Genomic DNA, 15,252 nt, shown 5'->3' with positions numbered 1-15,252 from the left:
CACGGCCGGGCGCGGTCTCCAGGGTCCGCCCGCGCCGGCCTCCGAGCGGAGGGACGACATGGGATCGGCGATGAGCGAGTGGTATCACCACCGGCAGAGATGGGCCGCCAGGGGAGCCCTGGCCGCAGCCGCTTCGGCCGCGTTGCTGCCCCTCGTCGCCGGCGGGCTGTCAGGGCTGCTGCTGCTCGTGGCCGGCCTGGCGGGACTGGCCCTGACCGCGGCCGCGCTCTGGTGGGTGCTGTCCCGGCGCGGACCGGCCCGCATGGCGGCGGCCGTGCTGGCCGTCGCCGCGCCCGTCGGCCTCATCACCCTCTTCGCGACCGCGAACCTGCTCTGGGTGGTGTTCCTGTCCCTGCTGCTGTGGTGCGCGGCGGTCTGGAGCGGCCGCTACGCCCTGCGCAGCACCGGCCTGCGGCCGGTCCGGGTGAAGGAGTACCGCACGCCACCGCCGCAGCGCCCGTTCCTCCTGCTCAACCCGCGCTCCGGCGGCGGCAAGGTCGAGAAGTTCGGCCTGAAGGAGAAGGCCGAGGCGCTGGGCGCGCGGGTCGTCCTGCTCGACCCGGAGCAGCGCCAGGACGTCACCGCCCTCGCCCGGGCCGCCGTGGCCGACGGAGCCGACCTCCTGGGCGTCGCGGGCGGCGACGGCACCCAGGCCCTGGTCGCCGCCGTCGCGGCGGAACACGGACTGCCGTTCCTCGTCATCGCGGCCGGCACGCGCAACCACTTCGCCATGGACCTGGGCCTGGACCGGGACGACCCGTCCCGGTGCCTCGACGCCCTCACCGACGGCGTCGAACTCCGCGTCGACCTCGGCTTCGCCGACGACCGCCCGTTCGTGAACAACGCGTCGTTCGGCGTCTACGGTGCCGTCGTCCAGAGCCCCGGCTACCGCGAGGACAAGGTGGGCGCGGCGCTGGAGCGGCTGCCCGAGCTGCTCACCCGGCAGAGCGGCCCGCGTCTGACCGCGAGCGCCGACGGCACGACCATCGCCGACCCGCAGGCCGTCCTGGTGAGCAACAACCCCTACCGCATGGACGACCCGTTCGGCTTCGGCCGGCGCGAGCGGCTCAACTCCGGGCGGCTCGGCGTGCTCGCCGTGCGCGTGGACAGCGCCGTGGAGGCGGCCGAACTCCTGCTGTCCCCGCGCCCGGAGGGGCTCACGGTGCTCACCGCCCAGCACGTCGTCGTGCACGCCGACACACCGCACCTGGAGGTCGGCCTCGACGGCGAGGCGCTCACCCTGCCCGCCCCCGTCCACTGCCGCATCGCACGCCGGGCCCTGCGCGTCCGGGTGCCCCGCGACCGGCCCGGGGTCCCCGAGGCGCCACCGCGCCTGGACTGGCGCCGGCTGCGCAAACTGGCGGCCGCCGTGAGCCGCACCGCCGCGCCCTCGCGCTCCTGGCGTACCTGAGCGCCCCGCCCCCCGTCGTCGCCGAGGCCCCCTGCCGTTCCGGCCAGGGGGCCTCGTCCTCGGTGGGTGCGCCTACGCGCCCTTCGGCCCGGCCTGCTGCACCACCTCGAAGGACCAGAGCGTCGAGTCGCTCGCCGCGGGCCGGGGCCGCTCGCCGCCCTCGCCGCCGCCCTGGTGCGCGGCCTTCATCGGCCCTTCCATCCACGCCTTGAAGGACTCCTCGTCCCGCCACCGGGTGTAGACGAGGTAGGTGTCGGTGCCCTCCACCGGGCGCAGGAGCTCGAACCACTCGAACCCGTCGGAGCTCTCCACGGTGTGCGCGCGGGACGCGAACCGCTTCTCCAGCGTCTCGCGCTGCTCGGCGGGCACGGTCAGCACATTGATCTTGACTACGCTCATGGCCCCATCTTGCCCGACGGCACGTCGGCGCCGGCTGAGGGGCTCCATGTCGCGAAGGTTTTGAACGCGTTCAAATATGGGCTAGGGTCATCCTCACACGTCGAGGGGGAGACCTCCATGAAGATCGTGATACCGGGCGGAACCGGTCAGGTCGGCACCGTGCTGAAGCGCGCCCTGAGCGCGGCGGGGCATGACGTCGTGGTGCTCAGCCGGCACCCGGAGCGCCAGGGCGAAGTGCGCTGGGACGGTGCGAAGCCGGGCCCCTGGACGGAGGAGCTCGACGGCAGCGACGTCGTCGTCAACCTGGCCGGCCGGAGCGTGAACTGCCGTTACACCCCGGCCAACCTGCGGGAGATGATGGACTCGCGGGTCGACTCCGCCCGGGTCGTGGGCGAGGCGATCGCCGCGGCCGCCCGGCCGCCCCGGATCTGGCTTCAGATGAGCACCGCGACCGTCTACGCCCACCGCTTCGACGCGCCCCACGACGAGGCCACCGGCGTGATCGGCGGAACCGAGCCGGACGTCCCCGGCTACTGGGCCTACAGCGTCGAGATCGCCAAGGCCTGGGAGCGCGCGCAGGAGTCGGCCGACACCCCGCACACCCGGAAGGTGGCGCTGCGCACCGCGATGGTGATGAGCCCGGACCGGGGCGGCGTCTTCGACGTCCTGCTGCGGCTGGCCCGGCTCGGCCTCGGCGGCCCGGTGGCGGGCGGCGCCCAGTACGTCTCCTGGATCCACGACCAGGACTTCGTCCGGGCGATCGAGTTCCTCGTCGCCCGGGACGACATCGACGGCCCGGTCAACCTGGCCGCGCCCGAGCCCCTCCCGCACCGCGCCTTCATGCGCGCGCTGCGCGCCGCGTGGGGCGTTCCGGTGGGGCTGCCCGCCACGCGCTGGATGGCCGAGGCGGGTGCCTTCGTCCTGCGCTCGGACACCGAACTGCTGCTGAAGAGCCGCCGTGTCGTCCCCGGCCGCCTCCTCGACGCGGGTTTCACCTTCGACCGCCCCACCTGGCCGCAGGCCGCGGACGACCTCGTACGGCGGCTGCGCGGCGGGCGCGCGCGATGAGCCCGGGTCAGCCCTGGCCCTTGCCCCGCTCGCCCTGCTCCAGGGCCTTGCCGGTCATGTCGGTGACCTGCCCGGCCGGCGGCGCCTCCGCCTCCACCTCGGTGCCGAAGTCGGTGAACTCCATGAGGGTGCGCACCGTGACCTTCCGCGGCGAGGACGAGGCGTCGGCGGAGGACCGCTGCGTCGCCGCGGCGGGAGCGCTGAGGGTCATGTCGAACTGCTGCCGGCGCATCCGGCCCTGCTCGTCGAGCCACACGTCCATCGGCAGCGTCGGACCGACCTGGCGGCGCAGGGCGTCGCCGCCGGGGAGGTCGGCGACGTCGACGGAGACGCGGTAGCGCGTGGTCTCGACCCCGTCGACCGCGTCCGTGCCCTTCTCGGTCACGTCCTTGTCGGTGATCGCCTTGGCGAACGCGGCGGACCGGGCGGGGTCGCCCACCGGCTGCTCTCCGGAGCCCTGCTGTGCGGCGACCTTCCCCAGGTCGATCCTGATCCACGGCTTGCCGCCCGGCGCCTGCCCCTTCGGCAGCTTCTGGTACAGCACCTGGTCGACCACGCGCTGTTCGATCCGCTGCCCCTCCGCCGTGACCGTCATGACGCTGTCGCCGTCGTCCAGGTCCACGGCGCCCTGCCCGTTCGCGGTCATCGACGCGCCCTGCGCCGAGGTCTGCACCCGCAGCTTCACCCGGGCGGTGTCCTCCTCGGCCGTCCTGTCGTAGGCCGACCGCACCGCCCGCGTGCCCTCCTCCTGGGCGCCGCCCCGCGTCGAGGAACCCGGCGCGGCGTCACCCGTGCCGTCCTCGTCGCCGCAGCCGACCAGCACCGTTCCCGCCAGGACACCGGCGATCCCTAAAGCACAGACCTTCCTGCCGTTGCCTGCCCTGCCCATCGGACCAGCTCCTCTCGGATGTGTGTGATGCGACCCAAGTGCCCAGGCCGGTCATGAACACACGCACGAAACCAAGGAGTTGGGGACCGGGGCAAGCCCTGAGGCGGGCGGTGCGGTCCCGTCAGCGGCGGCCGCGGAGCTTGCCGAGCAGACGCTGGGCCTGGGCCCGCTTGCGGGGGTCGGCCGCCGCCCGGCGTGCCTGCTCCACCGCGCGCCGCCCCTGCGGACTCCGGGCGAACTGCTTGATGCGATCCAGCATTCCGGCCATGACGTACCTTCCTCCGTGTCCTGACGTCGTCCTTGCTGTAGCTCGCCTACCCCCGCGACGACCTGCTCAGGCACCCGCCCGCCCGGTCGGCGCGCGACCGAACGTGTTTGCCGCCGAAGTCAGGGGCAAGTCGGTGTTCCATGACTGAAGAGAACAAGCGCGCGAATCAGAAGCCGACCACCATCCGTGCGACGCAGTCCAAGGCCCGCCGCACGGCGGACAAGGCGACCGCGCCGGCCTCCCAGGCCGCGAAGCGCGCGGCGGACAAGGCCGATGACGCGGCGTCAGCGGCCACGTCCGGCGCCGAACGCTCGGCCGAGACGGCGAAGGCGGCCGCGCAGACCGCCGCCCGCGGCGTCGAGGCGGGCCGCCAGGCCGTCGTCGCCGCGTCGGGCCAGGTCGCGTCCACGGCGAAGACCGCCTGGACGGTCATCGCCCAGCGCAAGCTCGTCGCCGCCGGCGTCGGAGCCGGCCTCACCGCCCTGAGCGCCGCCTCGTACGCCGTGGGGCGCCGCGCGGAACGCGGCACGCACGGCCCGCTCACCCGGATCACCGGCGGGCGGATCTGACCACGACCGGCACGCCCGGCGAGCCCGCCACGAGGAGAGCAGGCGGCGCGGCGCACCCCCGCATCCACGGTGGTCCGTAGCGCCGCCCTCTCGCGTCTCACCGCCGCCCCCGACGGCCCGGCGCGCACATCCGGCCGCCGAGGCGGTGCCCCCCTCGCGCGTCACGGCCGTGACGAGGAAGGATGAGACCGCACACGAAGGATCAACCCATGCGGAGGAGCGGGCCCATGCAGCACGAGCGAGCGGGCAGTCCGGCCGGACCCGGAGATCTCGTCGACGTCGCCCGGCTGGTCACCGCGTACTACGCGCTCCACCCCGACCCGGACGACCCGGGGCAGCGCGTGGCGTTCGGGACCTCCGGACACCGCGGCTCGTCACTGGCGAGCGCGTTCAACGACGACCACATCGCCGCGACCAGCCAGGCCATCTGCGAGTACCGGGCCGGCCAGGGCACCGACGGCCCCCTCTTCCTGGGCGCCGACACGCACGCCCTGTCGGAGCCCGCGCGGGTCACCGCCCTGGAGGTGTTCGCCGCCAACGACGTGACGGTGCTGATCGACCAGGCGGACGGCTACACCCCGACCCCGGCGGTCTCGCACGCCATCCTCGCCCACAACCGCGGCCGCACCACCGGACTCGCGGACGGCGTCGTGGTCACCCCCTCCCACAACCCGCCCGGCGACGGCGGGTTCAAGTACAACCCGCCCAGCGGCGGCCCCGCCGCCTCCGACGCGACCTCCTGGATCCAGGACCGCGCCAACGAGATCATCCGGGGCGGCCTCAAGGACGTCCGGCGCATCCCGTACGCCCGGGCCCTCGCCGCGGCCACCACCGGCCGCTACGACTTCCTGGGCACCTACGTCGCCGACCTGCCCGCCGTGCTCGACCTGGACGCGATCCGCGAGGCCGGGGTGCGCATCGGGGCCGACCCGCTGGGCGGCGCGTCCGTCGCCTACTGGGGCCGCATCGCCGAACAGCACGGCATCGACCTCACCGTGGTCAACCCCCACACCGACCCCACCTGGCGGTTCATGACGCTGGACTGGGACGGCAAGATCCGCATGGACTGCTCGTCGCCCTACGCGATGGCCTCGCTCATCGAGCAGCGCGACCGCTTCCGGATCGCCACCGGCAACGACGCCGACGCCGACCGGCACGGCATCGTCACCCCGGACGCCGGTCTGATGAACCCCAACCACTACCTCGCCGTCGCCATCTCCTACCTGTACGCCCACCGCGACCGCTGGCCGGCGGGCACCGGCGTCGGCAAGACCCTGGTGTCCTCCGCCATGATCGACCGGGTCGCCGCCGACCTGGGCCGGGAGCTGGTGGAGGTGCCCGTCGGGTTCAAGTGGTTCGTCGACGGGCTGGTCGGCGGCAGCATCGGCTTCGGCGGCGAGGAGTCGGCCGGGGCGTCCTTCCTGCGCCGGGACGGCTCCGTGTGGACCACCGACAAGGACGGCATCATCCTGGCGCTGCTCGCCTCCGAGATCACGGCGGTCACCGGCCGGACCCCCTCGGAGCACTACGCCACCCTGACCGCCCGCTTCGGCGAGCCGGCCTACGCCCGGATCGACGCCCCGGCGTCCCGCGAGGAGAAGGCCCTGCTCGCCCGGCTCTCCCCGGCACAGGTCAGCGCGGACACCCTCGCCGGGGACGCGGTCACCGCGGTGCTCACCGAGGCCCCCGGGAACGGCGCGCCGATCGGCGGCATCAAGGTGACCACGGACAGCGCCTGGTTCGCGGCCCGCCCCTCGGGCACCGAGGACGTCTACAAGATCTACGCCGAGTCGTTCCGTGGCCCCGACCACCTCCGCCGGGTGCAGGAGGAGGCCAAGTCCGTGGTCCTGGCGGCACTGTCCGGCTGAGCACCGGCACGGCACGGCACGGCCCGGGCCACGACGACGTGGCCCGGGCCGTGCCGTGTTCAGCCGCGCAGATTGCGGGCGGGCAGGACCACGTGGGCCGCCGACGTGAGCACGTCCTCGTCGGAGGTGAAGGCGGCCAGCGTCTCGACGTCGCCGGGCTCGGCACCCTCCGGCCACGGGCGGGTGGCGAAGATGAGGTAGGCGTACCCGAGTTCGGCCACGGCCTTCAGCCAGGTCTCCGGCGGGACGAACTGGGACTTGAGGTGCCGCACGGTGAGGACGGCCGACCCGGGCACGACGAGCAGACTGACCGGCAGGCTCGGCCGCTGGACCGCGTGGACGAGGCCCTCGCCCGGGGGGAGCCCGGCGCCGGTCAGCACCTCTTCGAGGGCCGCCGACGTCGCCTCCCGGCCGTTCGCGCCGTCCCCGAGGGAACAGGCCAGGAGGTAGGGAACGTCCCCGTCGGGGGTCGTGCCCCGCCAGGACAGCACGACCAGGGAGCCCAGGTCGTCGGTGTGCGCGGACTGTGTTTCGGGTGAGATCGAGGTCACCGCGGCACCGTACCGGCGCGCCGGAACGCGGTCGGCCCGCTGTCACCCGACTGGACCACGCCCCGCCGGGCGCTCCACACGAACGAGGGGCGCGCGCACCGGGCGCCGCGATACAGGACACTGGAGAAAGATCCGACCCGGGAAGGACCGACACGTGATCATCTTTGGCACCAAGGGCTACCTGTACCAGCTGGCGATACTGACGCTGGTGTGCGGCCAGTGCGGCAACCCCGCCGCGCACACCCTGAGGAAGCGCGTCACGAAGTTCACGCTGTTCTTCGTGCCGCTGTTCCCGATCTCGACGAAATACCAGACGCAGTGCACCTTCTGCGGCGCGGAACAGAAGCTGACCAAGGAGCAGGCCGAGCAGCTCCAGGCGCAGGGCGCGAGCGGCCAGGGCGGCCCGGCGTACGGACAGCCGCAGCAACAGCAGCACCGGTACTGAGACGGGCGGACACCCCGGGCCGAGGAGGTGCTCAGCCGGCCGTGAGCACCTCGTCCGCCAGACCCAGGTGACGCCGGAAGGCGTCCCGCCCCCGGTCCGTCAACCGGACGACGCGTGAACCATCGCCGTGCACCAGCCAGGACGCGCCTCCAGCGCCCGGTGGAACACGGCGGCGGCCACCGCTCCCGCCAGATGCAGGCGCCCCTCCGTCCAGTCGAGACAGGTCCGCACGTGCGGCCGGCGCGCTTCCCCCACCCCTACCCCCTCGCCCGCGACGCCGAGGCTCGTCAACCAGGCACCGTCGGACACGGTGAGCGCCGGGCCGGACTCCCAGGACAACAGCCCGCGCTCGGTCATGCCGTCGGTGATCGCCACGGCCGGGGAGCCGCCGAGGTGGTCGTAGCAGACGCACCAGCAGTCCGCCGTCCACCAGCCGGTTGAGATGGCTCGTGGCCGTGGACGGGGCGACGCCGGCGAGGGCGGCCACCTCCGAGGCCGTCCGGGAACGGCCGTCGAGCAGGGCGAGACAGATCCCGGCGCGCGTACGGTCGGCCGGCAGCGCACCCAGCGCGGCGAGATCCGGTTCTCCGGCGTGAACGTCAGGGCTGGTCACCGCCCCATTGTCGCCGGGCGACACTTCGACGACCGGCGAAACGTCCCGCCCGTAGCGTCCTGAGGCATGACGAACGACACCCATCTGGTGGTTCAGCCGAGCATCCTCTACTTCGGAACCCCGGTGGTCCTGCTGACCACCGAGAACGCCGACGGCACCTGCAATCTCGCCCCGATCTCCTCCGCGTGGGCCCTGGGGCAGCACATCGTCCTGGGCCTGGGCAGCGAGAGCCAGACCGCGCGCAACCTCGCGCAGCGCCCGGAACTCGTGATCAACGTCGCCTCGCCGGAGCTGTGGGAGCACGTGGAACGCCTGGCACCGCTCACCGGCGCGAGTCCGGTCCCGGAGGCCAAACGGGCGGTGTACCGCCACGAGCGGGACAAGTTCGCCGCGGCCGGGCTCACTCCGGCCGCCGCCGATCTCGTGCGGCCGCCGCGCGTCGCCGAGTGCGCCCTGCAGCTGGAGGCCCGGGCCCGCAAGCTGACCCCGGGCGGCGCCGGCGTCTTCGTCACCGTCGAGTGCGAGGTCCTGCGCGTCCACGCCGCCGAACGCGTCGTCGTACCCGGCACGCACCACATCGACCCCGCGCGGTGGAGCCCGCTCATCTACAACTTCCGCCACTACCACGGCCTGGCCCCCGAACTCGGGCACGGGTTCCGCTCGGAGACGGCCGGGACCGCCGCCCCCGCCGCCTGAGCGCTGATCGGATCGCAGGTGGCAACAGGAGAATGCCGGGTACTCGTCGTATCGGGCCCGGACCTGTGTGTGGGCCGATGGGCCTCCTGCAGTCGATCAGGGAAAACGGAGGCATACAGATGAGCACCGTCAAGGAAACCGTGGAAGTCGACGTCCCTCTGCACACCGCCTACAACCAGTGGACGCAGTTCGAGGAGTTCCCGAACTTCATGGAAGGCGTCGAGGAGGTCAGGCAGCTCGACGACCGCCACAACCACTGGACCACCAAGATCGGCGGAGTACGGCGCGAGTTCGACACGGAGATCGTCGACCAGCTGCCCGACGAGCGGGTCACGTGGCGCACGACCAGCGGTGACACCAACCAGAGGGGCTCCGTCCGCTTCGAGCGCGTGGATGACACCCACACCCGGGTGGAGCTCGTGATGGACGTCGAGCCCAGCGGAGCGGTGGAGAAGGCCGCGGACATGATCGGCACGATCGACCGGCGGATCAAGGGCGACATGAAGCGCTTCAAGCAGTACATCGAGGAGCGCGGAGCCGAGTCCGGCGCCTGGCGCGGACGCATCCAGCCGGGCGGTACCGGCCCCGGCCCCGCCCTCTGACCCACACCCCTCTCCGTCCCCGGACCCGGCCTCCACCGTGGAGGCCGGGTTCTCTTGTGCCCGCGTATGTCCCTGGCCGGGTGTGCCCCACGCGGAGAGCATGTGACGTTTCGGCCATCGTCGTGGCATGCACCTGTCCATATCGGTCTCCTGGTGGCACGCTGCCCTCTGGCTGTCCGCAGCGACACCCCTGCCTGACCGGGCGGACGGACCCTCCGCCCGGCCCCCACAGCAGAAGGAGACCGCGTGATAGGCAGACCCCGTAGCCTCCGCCCGTCCGGACGCGGCGCGCCCGTTCGCCGCACCCTCCTCGGCGTACTCGCCGGCGTCGCCGCACTGCTGGCGACCGGCGTCACCGCCGCACCCGCGAGCGCCGCGCCCGAACCGGGAACGACGGCACCCTCGGCGCAGGAGCGCGCCCGCGCCTTCTGGACCCCGCAGCGGATGCGCGAGGCCACCCCGCTCGACGTCCTGTCCGTCGACCGCTCCGACGTGCGGGCGGCGACACCCCGCAAGGGCAGGACCACCGTCATCGCCCCCACCGCCTCCGCCTCCGGCGTGGGACCCCTGGCCATTCCCCACAGCGGCGGACCCTGGTCCGGCGGGGGAGCGGTGGTCAAGACCGCCGGCCGGGTGTTCTTCACCTACCAGGGGCGCACCGCCTCCTGCTCCGGCAACGCCGTCACCAGCGCCAACAAGAGCACCGTGCTCACCGCGGGGCACTGCGTGAAGATGGAGGGGGCCTGGCACACCAACTGGGTGTTCGTGCCCGGCTACCACGACGGGCAGGCCCCGTACGGCACCTGGACGGCGTCCAAGACCCTGTCCACGCCCCAGTGGACGGCCAGTGAGGACATCAACTACGACATCGGCGCGGCCGTCGTCGCCCCGCTCGACGGAAAGCGGCTGACCGACGTCGTCGGCGGCCAGGGACTCGCCTTCAACACCGGCTACAACAAGGCCATGTACGCCTTCGGCTTCCCGGCCGCGGCACCGTACGACGGCTCGAAGTTCATCTACTGCAGCGGCACCACCTACAGGGACTTCCTGCTGTCCAGTGACCACGGTCTGACCTGCAACATGACCGGCGGCTCCAGCGGAGGCCCGTGGTTCACGCAGTTCGACGAGGCCACCGGGACCGGCCTGCAGTCCTCGGTGAACAGCTTCAAGTACAACTTCCTGCCGAACGCCATGTACGGCCCGTACTTCGGCGCCGACGCGCAGAACCTGTACCAGAGCGCCCAGTCGTCCTGAGCCACTGTCCCGACCCGGAGCCGGGTCCTCCGCGACACCACGGCGGAGGACCCGGCTCCGGGCGTTCCCACGACGATCCGCGGCGATCCGCGGCGACGGTAAACCCGTTGCGCTGACCAGCGGTTACGGCAGAATGCCGGAATGATCGGCAATCGAATCACCTACCGCACGGCGGACGGCAGACGCGTCCCCGGAACCTGGCGCCCCGCCTTCATCCGCAACGGCGACTACTTCCTTACCGACCTGTTCGTCTACGCGGACGGGCTGATCGACTGCTGGGGCCTGGTCACCCTCGAGGAGTTCGAGGAGAAGCTGCGGAGCGGCTGGGTCGCCACCCGGCTCCCCGACGGCGCCCGGGTCTCCGCGCACAACCTGGCCGCGTGGAAGTTCAGCGAGCCGCACACCTGGCTCACCCCGGAACTGCTGCTCGCCGAGATCCGCGACACCATCGACCAGCTCAACGGACGCCCGGACTCCACGGACCGCTGCCTGGCCGCCGTCGACGTGTTCCTCGCCGACCGGACCGAGGAGAACCGGGCCGCGGCCCGCGCCGCCTACCACGCCATCCCGGAGACCCAACGCCACTACGCCCTCGGCGACATGGACCGCAAGGACGGGCCGTTGCAGGTCCTGGTGGCCGGCCCCGGCGGACATCTGGAGGGCCTGCCCGACGAACCGGTCACGCAGGAGGAGTACGACGAGGCGATCGCCTACTTCGAGGACCGGGCGAAGTGGAACGCCGAACGCCCCTCCCGCGTCCCGTCCGACGGCCCCGCCACCCCCATGGCCCCGGCGATCCACCTCTACGAGAGCTACCCCCTCAAGCCCTCGGACGACCCGGGCACGAAGGCCCTGCGCAACGAGTTCCCCGCGCCCCTGCTGATCGACGGCGACACCTACCCCACGGTGACGCACGCGTACTGGGCCCTGTCCACCGCCGATCCCGGCGCCCGGGCCGCCGTCCGGGACGCGGACACGACGTTCGCCGCCCGTGGTGCGGCGGCCGGCGCTCCCCGGCGCGAGGGGTGGGAGCAGGCACGGACGGCGGTCATGACCTCCCTGCTGAGGGCCAAGTTCACGCAGCACCCGGTGCTCGCCCGGGTCCTCCTGGACACGGCCGACGCGACACTCGTCTACGACGACTCGGACTCCGAGCACTGGGGCAATCGGGGAGGCCGCGGCCGGAACTGGACCGGCCGCCTCCTGGAACTCGTCCGCTCCGAACTCCAGGCGGAGCTGGCGGGCATCACCCTCCCGGCACCCCGCGCACAGCAGGCCGGCCAAGACACTCCCTGACCCCTCGGGGAGCCACACAGGCACCTGACGTGACGCGGGAATCACCGACAAGCGGAATCCCGCGACCGCGTGCTGTGCACGCATCGATCGTTTGCCGACGCCCCGCCACCGCCCCGAACGGCCGGAGCGCCGGAAACCGACCTCGCGGCGGTACGGACACCCGTCCCCCGGCACCCACCGGCTGACGCCCTCGGCCCTTCGGTGCCCGGCGGCCGACGTTGCCCTCGGTGTCCCCGTCGGCTGACCTCGACCCCAGGGCCGCCCGCCGGCTGACGCCCCGGCCCACCGGCCCCCGGCACCCACCGGCTGACGCCCCGGCGGCCAGCCCCAGGAGCGCGGGAGCAACCTTCGCGTCGCTCGCGGGTCTTCCTTCGTGGAGGTGGCCATGGGGGCGGACCATCAGATCGCTTTCTTCCTGCGGGAGTCGGCGGCGCCGGAGCCGGAGCGGCGGGCGGCGGCGCTGAAGGGGCTGGGGCGGACCGGCCGGTCCGAGTACGCCCCCGTGGCCGCGGAGGCGGCCGGCGACCCCGCGCCCTCGGTACGCGCGGCCGCCGCCCTTGCCCTGGCCCGCCTCGGAGACCCGGAGGCGGGCCGCGCGGTGCTGCCCCTGCTGATGAGCGACGGGGACCCGGGCGTACGGTGCAGGGCCTCGGTCGCCGTGACCCGGCTGGGACTCGAGGGGCCGGCGGTCCTGCGGGCCTTCGCGCGTCAGCTGGCCGACCCTGACCGGACTGTGCGGATCAACGCCCTGGAGGGACTGATCGCCCTGGGCGCGCCGGGGGATGCCGCCGCCCTGGTCCGACTCCTCGGCGACCCCGACCCGGCCGTCTGGGGGCGGGCCCGAACCCTGATCTACCGGTGCGCCGGAGACGCGGCTGTGCGGGAGGAGGTGATCCGCACCGCCCGCAACGGTACGGGCACCGCCAGGGCGCGCGCCCTGGACTGGCTGCCGGAGAGCCACACCGAGCAACTCCTCGACTCGCTGCTCACCGGCCTGCGCGATCCCTCTCCCGCGGTGAGGATCGCGGTCGCCCGGCGGTTGTTCCACGTGGAACAACGGCAGGTACAGGACAAGCTGGCCGAAGCCCTGCGCGGCGAGCGGGACCCCGAGGTCGCGGCGAGGCTGCTGCGCGGCCTGGCAGAACGGGGCGACGAGCACATCACCGAACCGGCGGTGCGCTGGCTGCCCGACCCCGTCGCCGGACCGTCGGCCGCGCAGGCCCTGGGCGCCCTGGACACGGACACGGCCGCCGCGCAACTGCGCACGGCCCTGGCCGACGAGACACTGCCCGCCGGCACCCGGGCCGCCTCCGCCACGGCCATCGGCGTCCAGGGCCGTCTGGACGCCGTGTGGCTCCTGCTGCCCCTCCTCGACGACCCCGACGACGACCTGCGCGCGGGCGCGCTCGACGGGCTCGAAGCACGCGTCGAGAACGGACTCCGCCTCTGGGAGCGCCACCCCGTGGCCTGGGCCCTGGCCGCTCACCTGGAAACCGACGCGCGCCACACCTGGCGCACCCGCAACGCGCTCTCCGGCCTCGCCCAGGCACTCCCCGCCGTACGGCACCTCGCGGACGGCAGCGGGTCCGGTGAGGTCCGGGCCGCCGCGCTGTCCCTGCTCGACGGGGACGACCCGGCCGACGAGCGGGCCCGGCGCGACGTTCGGCGCTTCCTGCGGAGCCTGGACGACCCGTACGAGGGGGTCCGCTACCAGGCCGTCCTCGGGCTCACCCGCTGGGTGGAGGCCACCGGCACGCTGCCACCCGGCAGCGAGGCGGCGCGCGTCCGGCTGACCGCCCTCACCGAGGACGCCTCCCTCCGGGTTCGCCGAGCGGCCGCGGAGCTGGTCGCAGCGCTGGACGCGGGCCCGGTGTTCGACCCGTCGTAAGCAGTTCCGGCCGGCCCTCACCTGCACCGGCGATTTTCGTCCACCTGCCGCCGTACGCCGTGTGTCGCCCGCCGGGGCGGTCCACACTGGGACGCATGCGGGTGGTGATCATGACGGCGGGGTCGCGCGGCGACGTCGCGCCGTACACGGGGCTGGGCGCGGGGCTGGTACGGAGCGGGCACGAGGTCACGCTGGCCACCCACGGCCTGTTCGAGCCGCTGACCGCCGGTTCCGGCGTGCGGTTCCACCCCACCCCGGTCGATCCGCTCGCCGTGTCGCACTCCGACCGCGGCCGCAGCCTGCACGCCAGCACCACGGGGCTCGGCAAACTGCTGCGCGCGGCGTCGATGGCCCGGTCCGCGGCCGAGGAGATGACCGACGCCCTGGTCCAGGCGGCCCGCGGCGCCGACGTCGTCCTGGCCGCCGGCGCCGTGGCCCCGCTCGGCGCCGCCATCGCCGAGGGGCTGCGGCTGCCCAGTCTGGGCCTGTTCCTGCAACCCCAGCACCCGACGCGGGAGTTCGGCGCCCCCATGCTCGGCGGGCGCTCGCTCGGCAGCGTGGGCAACCGCCTGGGCGGACTGGCCGTCACCACCGCCGTCGACCGCGTCTTCACCCGGGCCCTGCGCAGGCTCCGCACCCGGCACGGCATGACGCTGCGCGGCGGCCCCGTCGCGAGCCGCCGGGCCCATGAGCGGGCCCTGTGGCCGGTGCTGCACGGCTTCAGCGAGCAGGTGGTGCCCCGGCCCCGCGACTGGCGTCCCGGGCTGGAGATCGCCGGCTACTGGTGGCCGCACGACACCCGCGAACTGCCCAGGGACGTGGAGGAGTTCCTCGCCGCCGGGCCCGCCCCGGTCTTCGTCGGGCTGGGCAGCGCCACCGTGCCCGATCCGCGGCGGCTCAGCGACGAGATCGTGCGCGCCCTGCGAACCGCGGGACTGCGCGGGGTCGTCCAGCAGGGCTGGGCGGGGCTGGCCGCCCGCACCGACGAGGTGATCACGGTCGGCGACGTACCGCACGCGCTGCTGTTCCCCCGGATGGCCGCCGTGGTCCACCACGGCGGAGCCGGCACCACCGCCGCCGTCCTGCGCGCCGGAGTCCCCAGCGTTCCGGTGCCCGTGCAGTTCGACGCCGGCTTCTGGGCGGCCCGCCTGATCGCGCTGGGCACCGCGCCCTGCGCCCTCCCGCTGCGCCGCCTCACCGCCGACGCCCTCGCCCCCGCCCTGCGCCGGGCCGTGAGCGACCCCGGCCACCGCGGCCGCGCCCAGGACCTCGCCCGCCGCCTGGCCGAGGAGGACGGCGTGGCACCGGTCCTGACGGCCCTGGACCGACTGACGTCGTAAGCGCGCCCGCGACGGGTTGCCCGTCGCTTCGAAAGCGCCAAAACAAGACCGGAAGTCGTCTGGACCACTTCCGAGTCTTGAAGACGTCTGTCCGG

16 protein-coding genes and 1 pseudogene are annotated in these 15,252 nt (G+C 73.6%); 11 read left to right on the top strand and 6 right to left on the bottom strand.

Going from position 1 to position 15,252, the window contains the following annotated elements; all coding sequences use genetic code 11:
• The first annotated feature begins 58 nt into the window (after window positions 1-58).
• Window positions 59-1,411, top strand: a complete 1,353-nt coding sequence (locus C1703_RS00325) for a diacylglycerol kinase family protein (RefSeq protein ID WP_114257215.1) — start codon at window positions 59-61, stop codon at window positions 1,409-1,411.
• A 72-nt stretch (window positions 1,412-1,483) separates the two neighbouring features.
• On the opposite strand, the gene C1703_RS00320 is transcribed toward C1703_RS00325, so the two are convergent.
• The gene (locus C1703_RS00320; protein WP_114249954.1) at window positions 1,484-1,810 is read right to left on the bottom strand and encodes an antibiotic biosynthesis monooxygenase; all 327 of its coding nucleotides are present in this window, start codon (window positions 1,808-1,810) and stop codon (window positions 1,484-1,486) included.
• Between the two features lie 117 nt (window positions 1,811-1,927).
• Between C1703_RS00320 and C1703_RS00315 the strand changes: the two genes are divergently transcribed.
• Complete coding sequence (locus C1703_RS00315; RefSeq protein ID WP_114249953.1) at window positions 1,928-2,878, top strand: TIGR01777 family oxidoreductase; 951 nt, start codon at window positions 1,928-1,930, stop codon at window positions 2,876-2,878.
• A 7-nt stretch (window positions 2,879-2,885) separates the two neighbouring features.
• Here C1703_RS00315 and C1703_RS00310 read toward each other — a convergent pair whose 3' ends face one another.
• On the bottom strand, window positions 2,886-3,767 hold the full coding sequence (locus C1703_RS00310) for a hypothetical protein (RefSeq protein ID WP_114249952.1): 882 nt from the start codon (window positions 3,765-3,767) through the stop codon (window positions 2,886-2,888).
• Window positions 3,768-3,888: 121 nt separating this feature from the next.
• Window positions 3,889-4,035 (bottom strand): hypothetical protein, encoded by a 147-nt coding sequence (locus tag C1703_RS39160; RefSeq protein WP_198678043.1) that lies wholly within the window; start codon window positions 4,033-4,035, stop codon window positions 3,889-3,891.
• A 140-nt stretch (window positions 4,036-4,175) separates the two neighbouring features.
• Here C1703_RS39160 and C1703_RS00305 point away from each other — a divergent pair, with 140 nt between their 5' ends.
• Together C1703_RS00305 and pgm are read left to right on the top strand one after the other, a co-directional pair.
• Window positions 4,176-4,604, top strand: a complete 429-nt coding sequence (locus tag C1703_RS00305) for a hypothetical protein (RefSeq protein WP_114249951.1) — start codon at window positions 4,176-4,178, stop codon at window positions 4,602-4,604.
• Window positions 4,605-4,831: 227 nt separating this feature from the next.
• Complete coding sequence (pgm, locus tag C1703_RS00300) at window positions 4,832-6,472, top strand: phosphoglucomutase (alpha-D-glucose-1,6-bisphosphate-dependent) (RefSeq protein ID WP_114249950.1); 1,641 nt, start codon at window positions 4,832-4,834, stop codon at window positions 6,470-6,472.
• Window positions 6,473-6,531: 59 nt separating this feature from the next.
• Here pgm and C1703_RS00295 read toward each other — a convergent pair whose 3' ends face one another.
• Complete coding sequence (locus C1703_RS00295; protein ID WP_114249949.1) at window positions 6,532-7,023, bottom strand: DUF5949 family protein; 492 nt, start codon at window positions 7,021-7,023, stop codon at window positions 6,532-6,534.
• 154 nt (window positions 7,024-7,177) lie between these two features.
• On the opposite strand from C1703_RS00295, the gene C1703_RS00290 reads away from it, so the two are divergent.
• On the top strand, window positions 7,178-7,468 hold the full coding sequence (locus C1703_RS00290; RefSeq protein ID WP_114249948.1) for a zinc-ribbon domain-containing protein: 291 nt from the start codon (window positions 7,178-7,180) through the stop codon (window positions 7,466-7,468).
• A gap of 99 nt (window positions 7,469-7,567) precedes the next feature.
• Here C1703_RS00290 and C1703_RS40255 read toward each other — a convergent pair whose 3' ends face one another.
• Together C1703_RS40255 and C1703_RS40250 are read right to left on the bottom strand one after the other, a co-directional pair.
• Window positions 7,568-7,843: a hypothetical protein gene (locus tag C1703_RS40255; RefSeq protein ID WP_343236428.1), complete on the bottom strand. Its 276-nt coding sequence runs from the start codon at window positions 7,841-7,843 to the stop codon at window positions 7,568-7,570.
• A 49-nt stretch (window positions 7,844-7,892) separates the two neighbouring features.
• A pseudogene (locus C1703_RS40250) lies at window positions 7,893-8,165 on the bottom strand (winged helix-turn-helix domain-containing protein); the annotation flags it as partial.
• Between C1703_RS40250 and C1703_RS00280 the strand changes: the two are divergent.
• The 6 genes from C1703_RS00280 (at window position 8,148) to C1703_RS00255 (ending at window position 15,157) form a co-directional block, all read left to right on the top strand.
• A complete protein-coding gene (locus C1703_RS00280; protein WP_114249947.1) occupies window positions 8,148-8,777 on the top strand; it encodes a flavin reductase family protein in 630 nt (209 codons plus the stop codon). The pseudogene C1703_RS40250 and the gene C1703_RS00280 overlap by 18 nt on opposite strands.
• 119 nt (window positions 8,778-8,896) lie before the next feature.
• Window positions 8,897-9,379 (top strand): SRPBCC family protein, encoded by a 483-nt coding sequence (locus C1703_RS00275; RefSeq protein ID WP_114249946.1) that lies wholly within the window; start codon window positions 8,897-8,899, stop codon window positions 9,377-9,379.
• A 246-nt stretch (window positions 9,380-9,625) separates the two neighbouring features.
• Window positions 9,626-10,633 carry a peptidase gene (locus C1703_RS00270; protein WP_114249945.1) on the top strand — a complete coding sequence of 336 codons (1,008 nt, stop codon included), beginning with the start codon at window positions 9,626-9,628 and terminating at the stop codon, window positions 10,631-10,633.
• Window positions 10,634-10,774: 141 nt separating this feature from the next.
• A complete protein-coding gene (locus C1703_RS00265) occupies window positions 10,775-11,929 on the top strand; it encodes an NADAR family protein (RefSeq protein ID WP_114249944.1) in 1,155 nt (384 codons plus the stop codon).
• Window positions 11,930-12,314: 385 nt separating this feature from the next.
• Complete coding sequence (locus tag C1703_RS00260) at window positions 12,315-13,817, top strand: HEAT repeat domain-containing protein (protein WP_157993067.1); 1,503 nt, start codon at window positions 12,315-12,317, stop codon at window positions 13,815-13,817.
• Between the two features lie 95 nt (window positions 13,818-13,912).
• A complete protein-coding gene (locus tag C1703_RS00255; protein ID WP_114249942.1) occupies window positions 13,913-15,157 on the top strand; it encodes a glycosyltransferase in 1,245 nt (414 codons plus the stop codon).
• Window positions 15,158-15,252: the final 95 nt, after the last annotated feature.

This window comes from Streptomyces sp. Go-475, assembly GCF_003330845.1.
Lineage (GTDB): Bacteria > Actinomycetota > Actinomycetes > Streptomycetales > Streptomycetaceae > Streptomyces.
This window is presented reverse-complemented; position numbering and strand designations above follow the sequence as displayed.

Excerpts from the sequence above, each read along its gene's own strand:
- C1703_RS00325 (WP_114257215.1), top strand. The coding sequence starts at position 59 with ATGGGATCGGCGATGAGCGAGTGGTATCACCACCGGCAGAGATGGGCC.
- C1703_RS00320 (WP_114249954.1), bottom strand. The coding sequence starts at position 1,810 with ATGAGCGTAGTCAAGATCAATGTGCTGACCGTGCCCGCCGAGCAGCGC.
- C1703_RS00315 (WP_114249953.1), top strand. The coding sequence starts at position 1,928 with ATGAAGATCGTGATACCGGGCGGAACCGGTCAGGTCGGCACCGTGCTG.
- C1703_RS00310 (WP_114249952.1), bottom strand. The coding sequence starts at position 3,767 with ATGGGCAGGGCAGGCAACGGCAGGAAGGTCTGTGCTTTAGGGATCGCC.
- C1703_RS39160 (WP_198678043.1), bottom strand. The coding sequence starts at position 4,035 with ATGGCCGGAATGCTGGATCGCATCAAGCAGTTCGCCCGGAGTCCGCAG.
- C1703_RS00305 (WP_114249951.1), top strand. The coding sequence starts at position 4,176 with ATGACTGAAGAGAACAAGCGCGCGAATCAGAAGCCGACCACCATCCGT.
- pgm (WP_114249950.1), top strand. The coding sequence starts at position 4,832 with ATGCAGCACGAGCGAGCGGGCAGTCCGGCCGGACCCGGAGATCTCGTC.
- C1703_RS00280 (WP_114249947.1), top strand. The coding sequence starts at position 8,148 with ATGACGAACGACACCCATCTGGTGGTTCAGCCGAGCATCCTCTACTTC.
- C1703_RS00275 (WP_114249946.1), top strand. The coding sequence starts at position 8,897 with ATGAGCACCGTCAAGGAAACCGTGGAAGTCGACGTCCCTCTGCACACC.
- C1703_RS00265 (WP_114249944.1), top strand. The coding sequence starts at position 10,775 with ATGATCGGCAATCGAATCACCTACCGCACGGCGGACGGCAGACGCGTC.
- C1703_RS00260 (WP_157993067.1), top strand. The coding sequence starts at position 12,315 with ATGGGGGCGGACCATCAGATCGCTTTCTTCCTGCGGGAGTCGGCGGCG.
- C1703_RS00255 (WP_114249942.1), top strand. The coding sequence starts at position 13,913 with ATGCGGGTGGTGATCATGACGGCGGGGTCGCGCGGCGACGTCGCGCCG.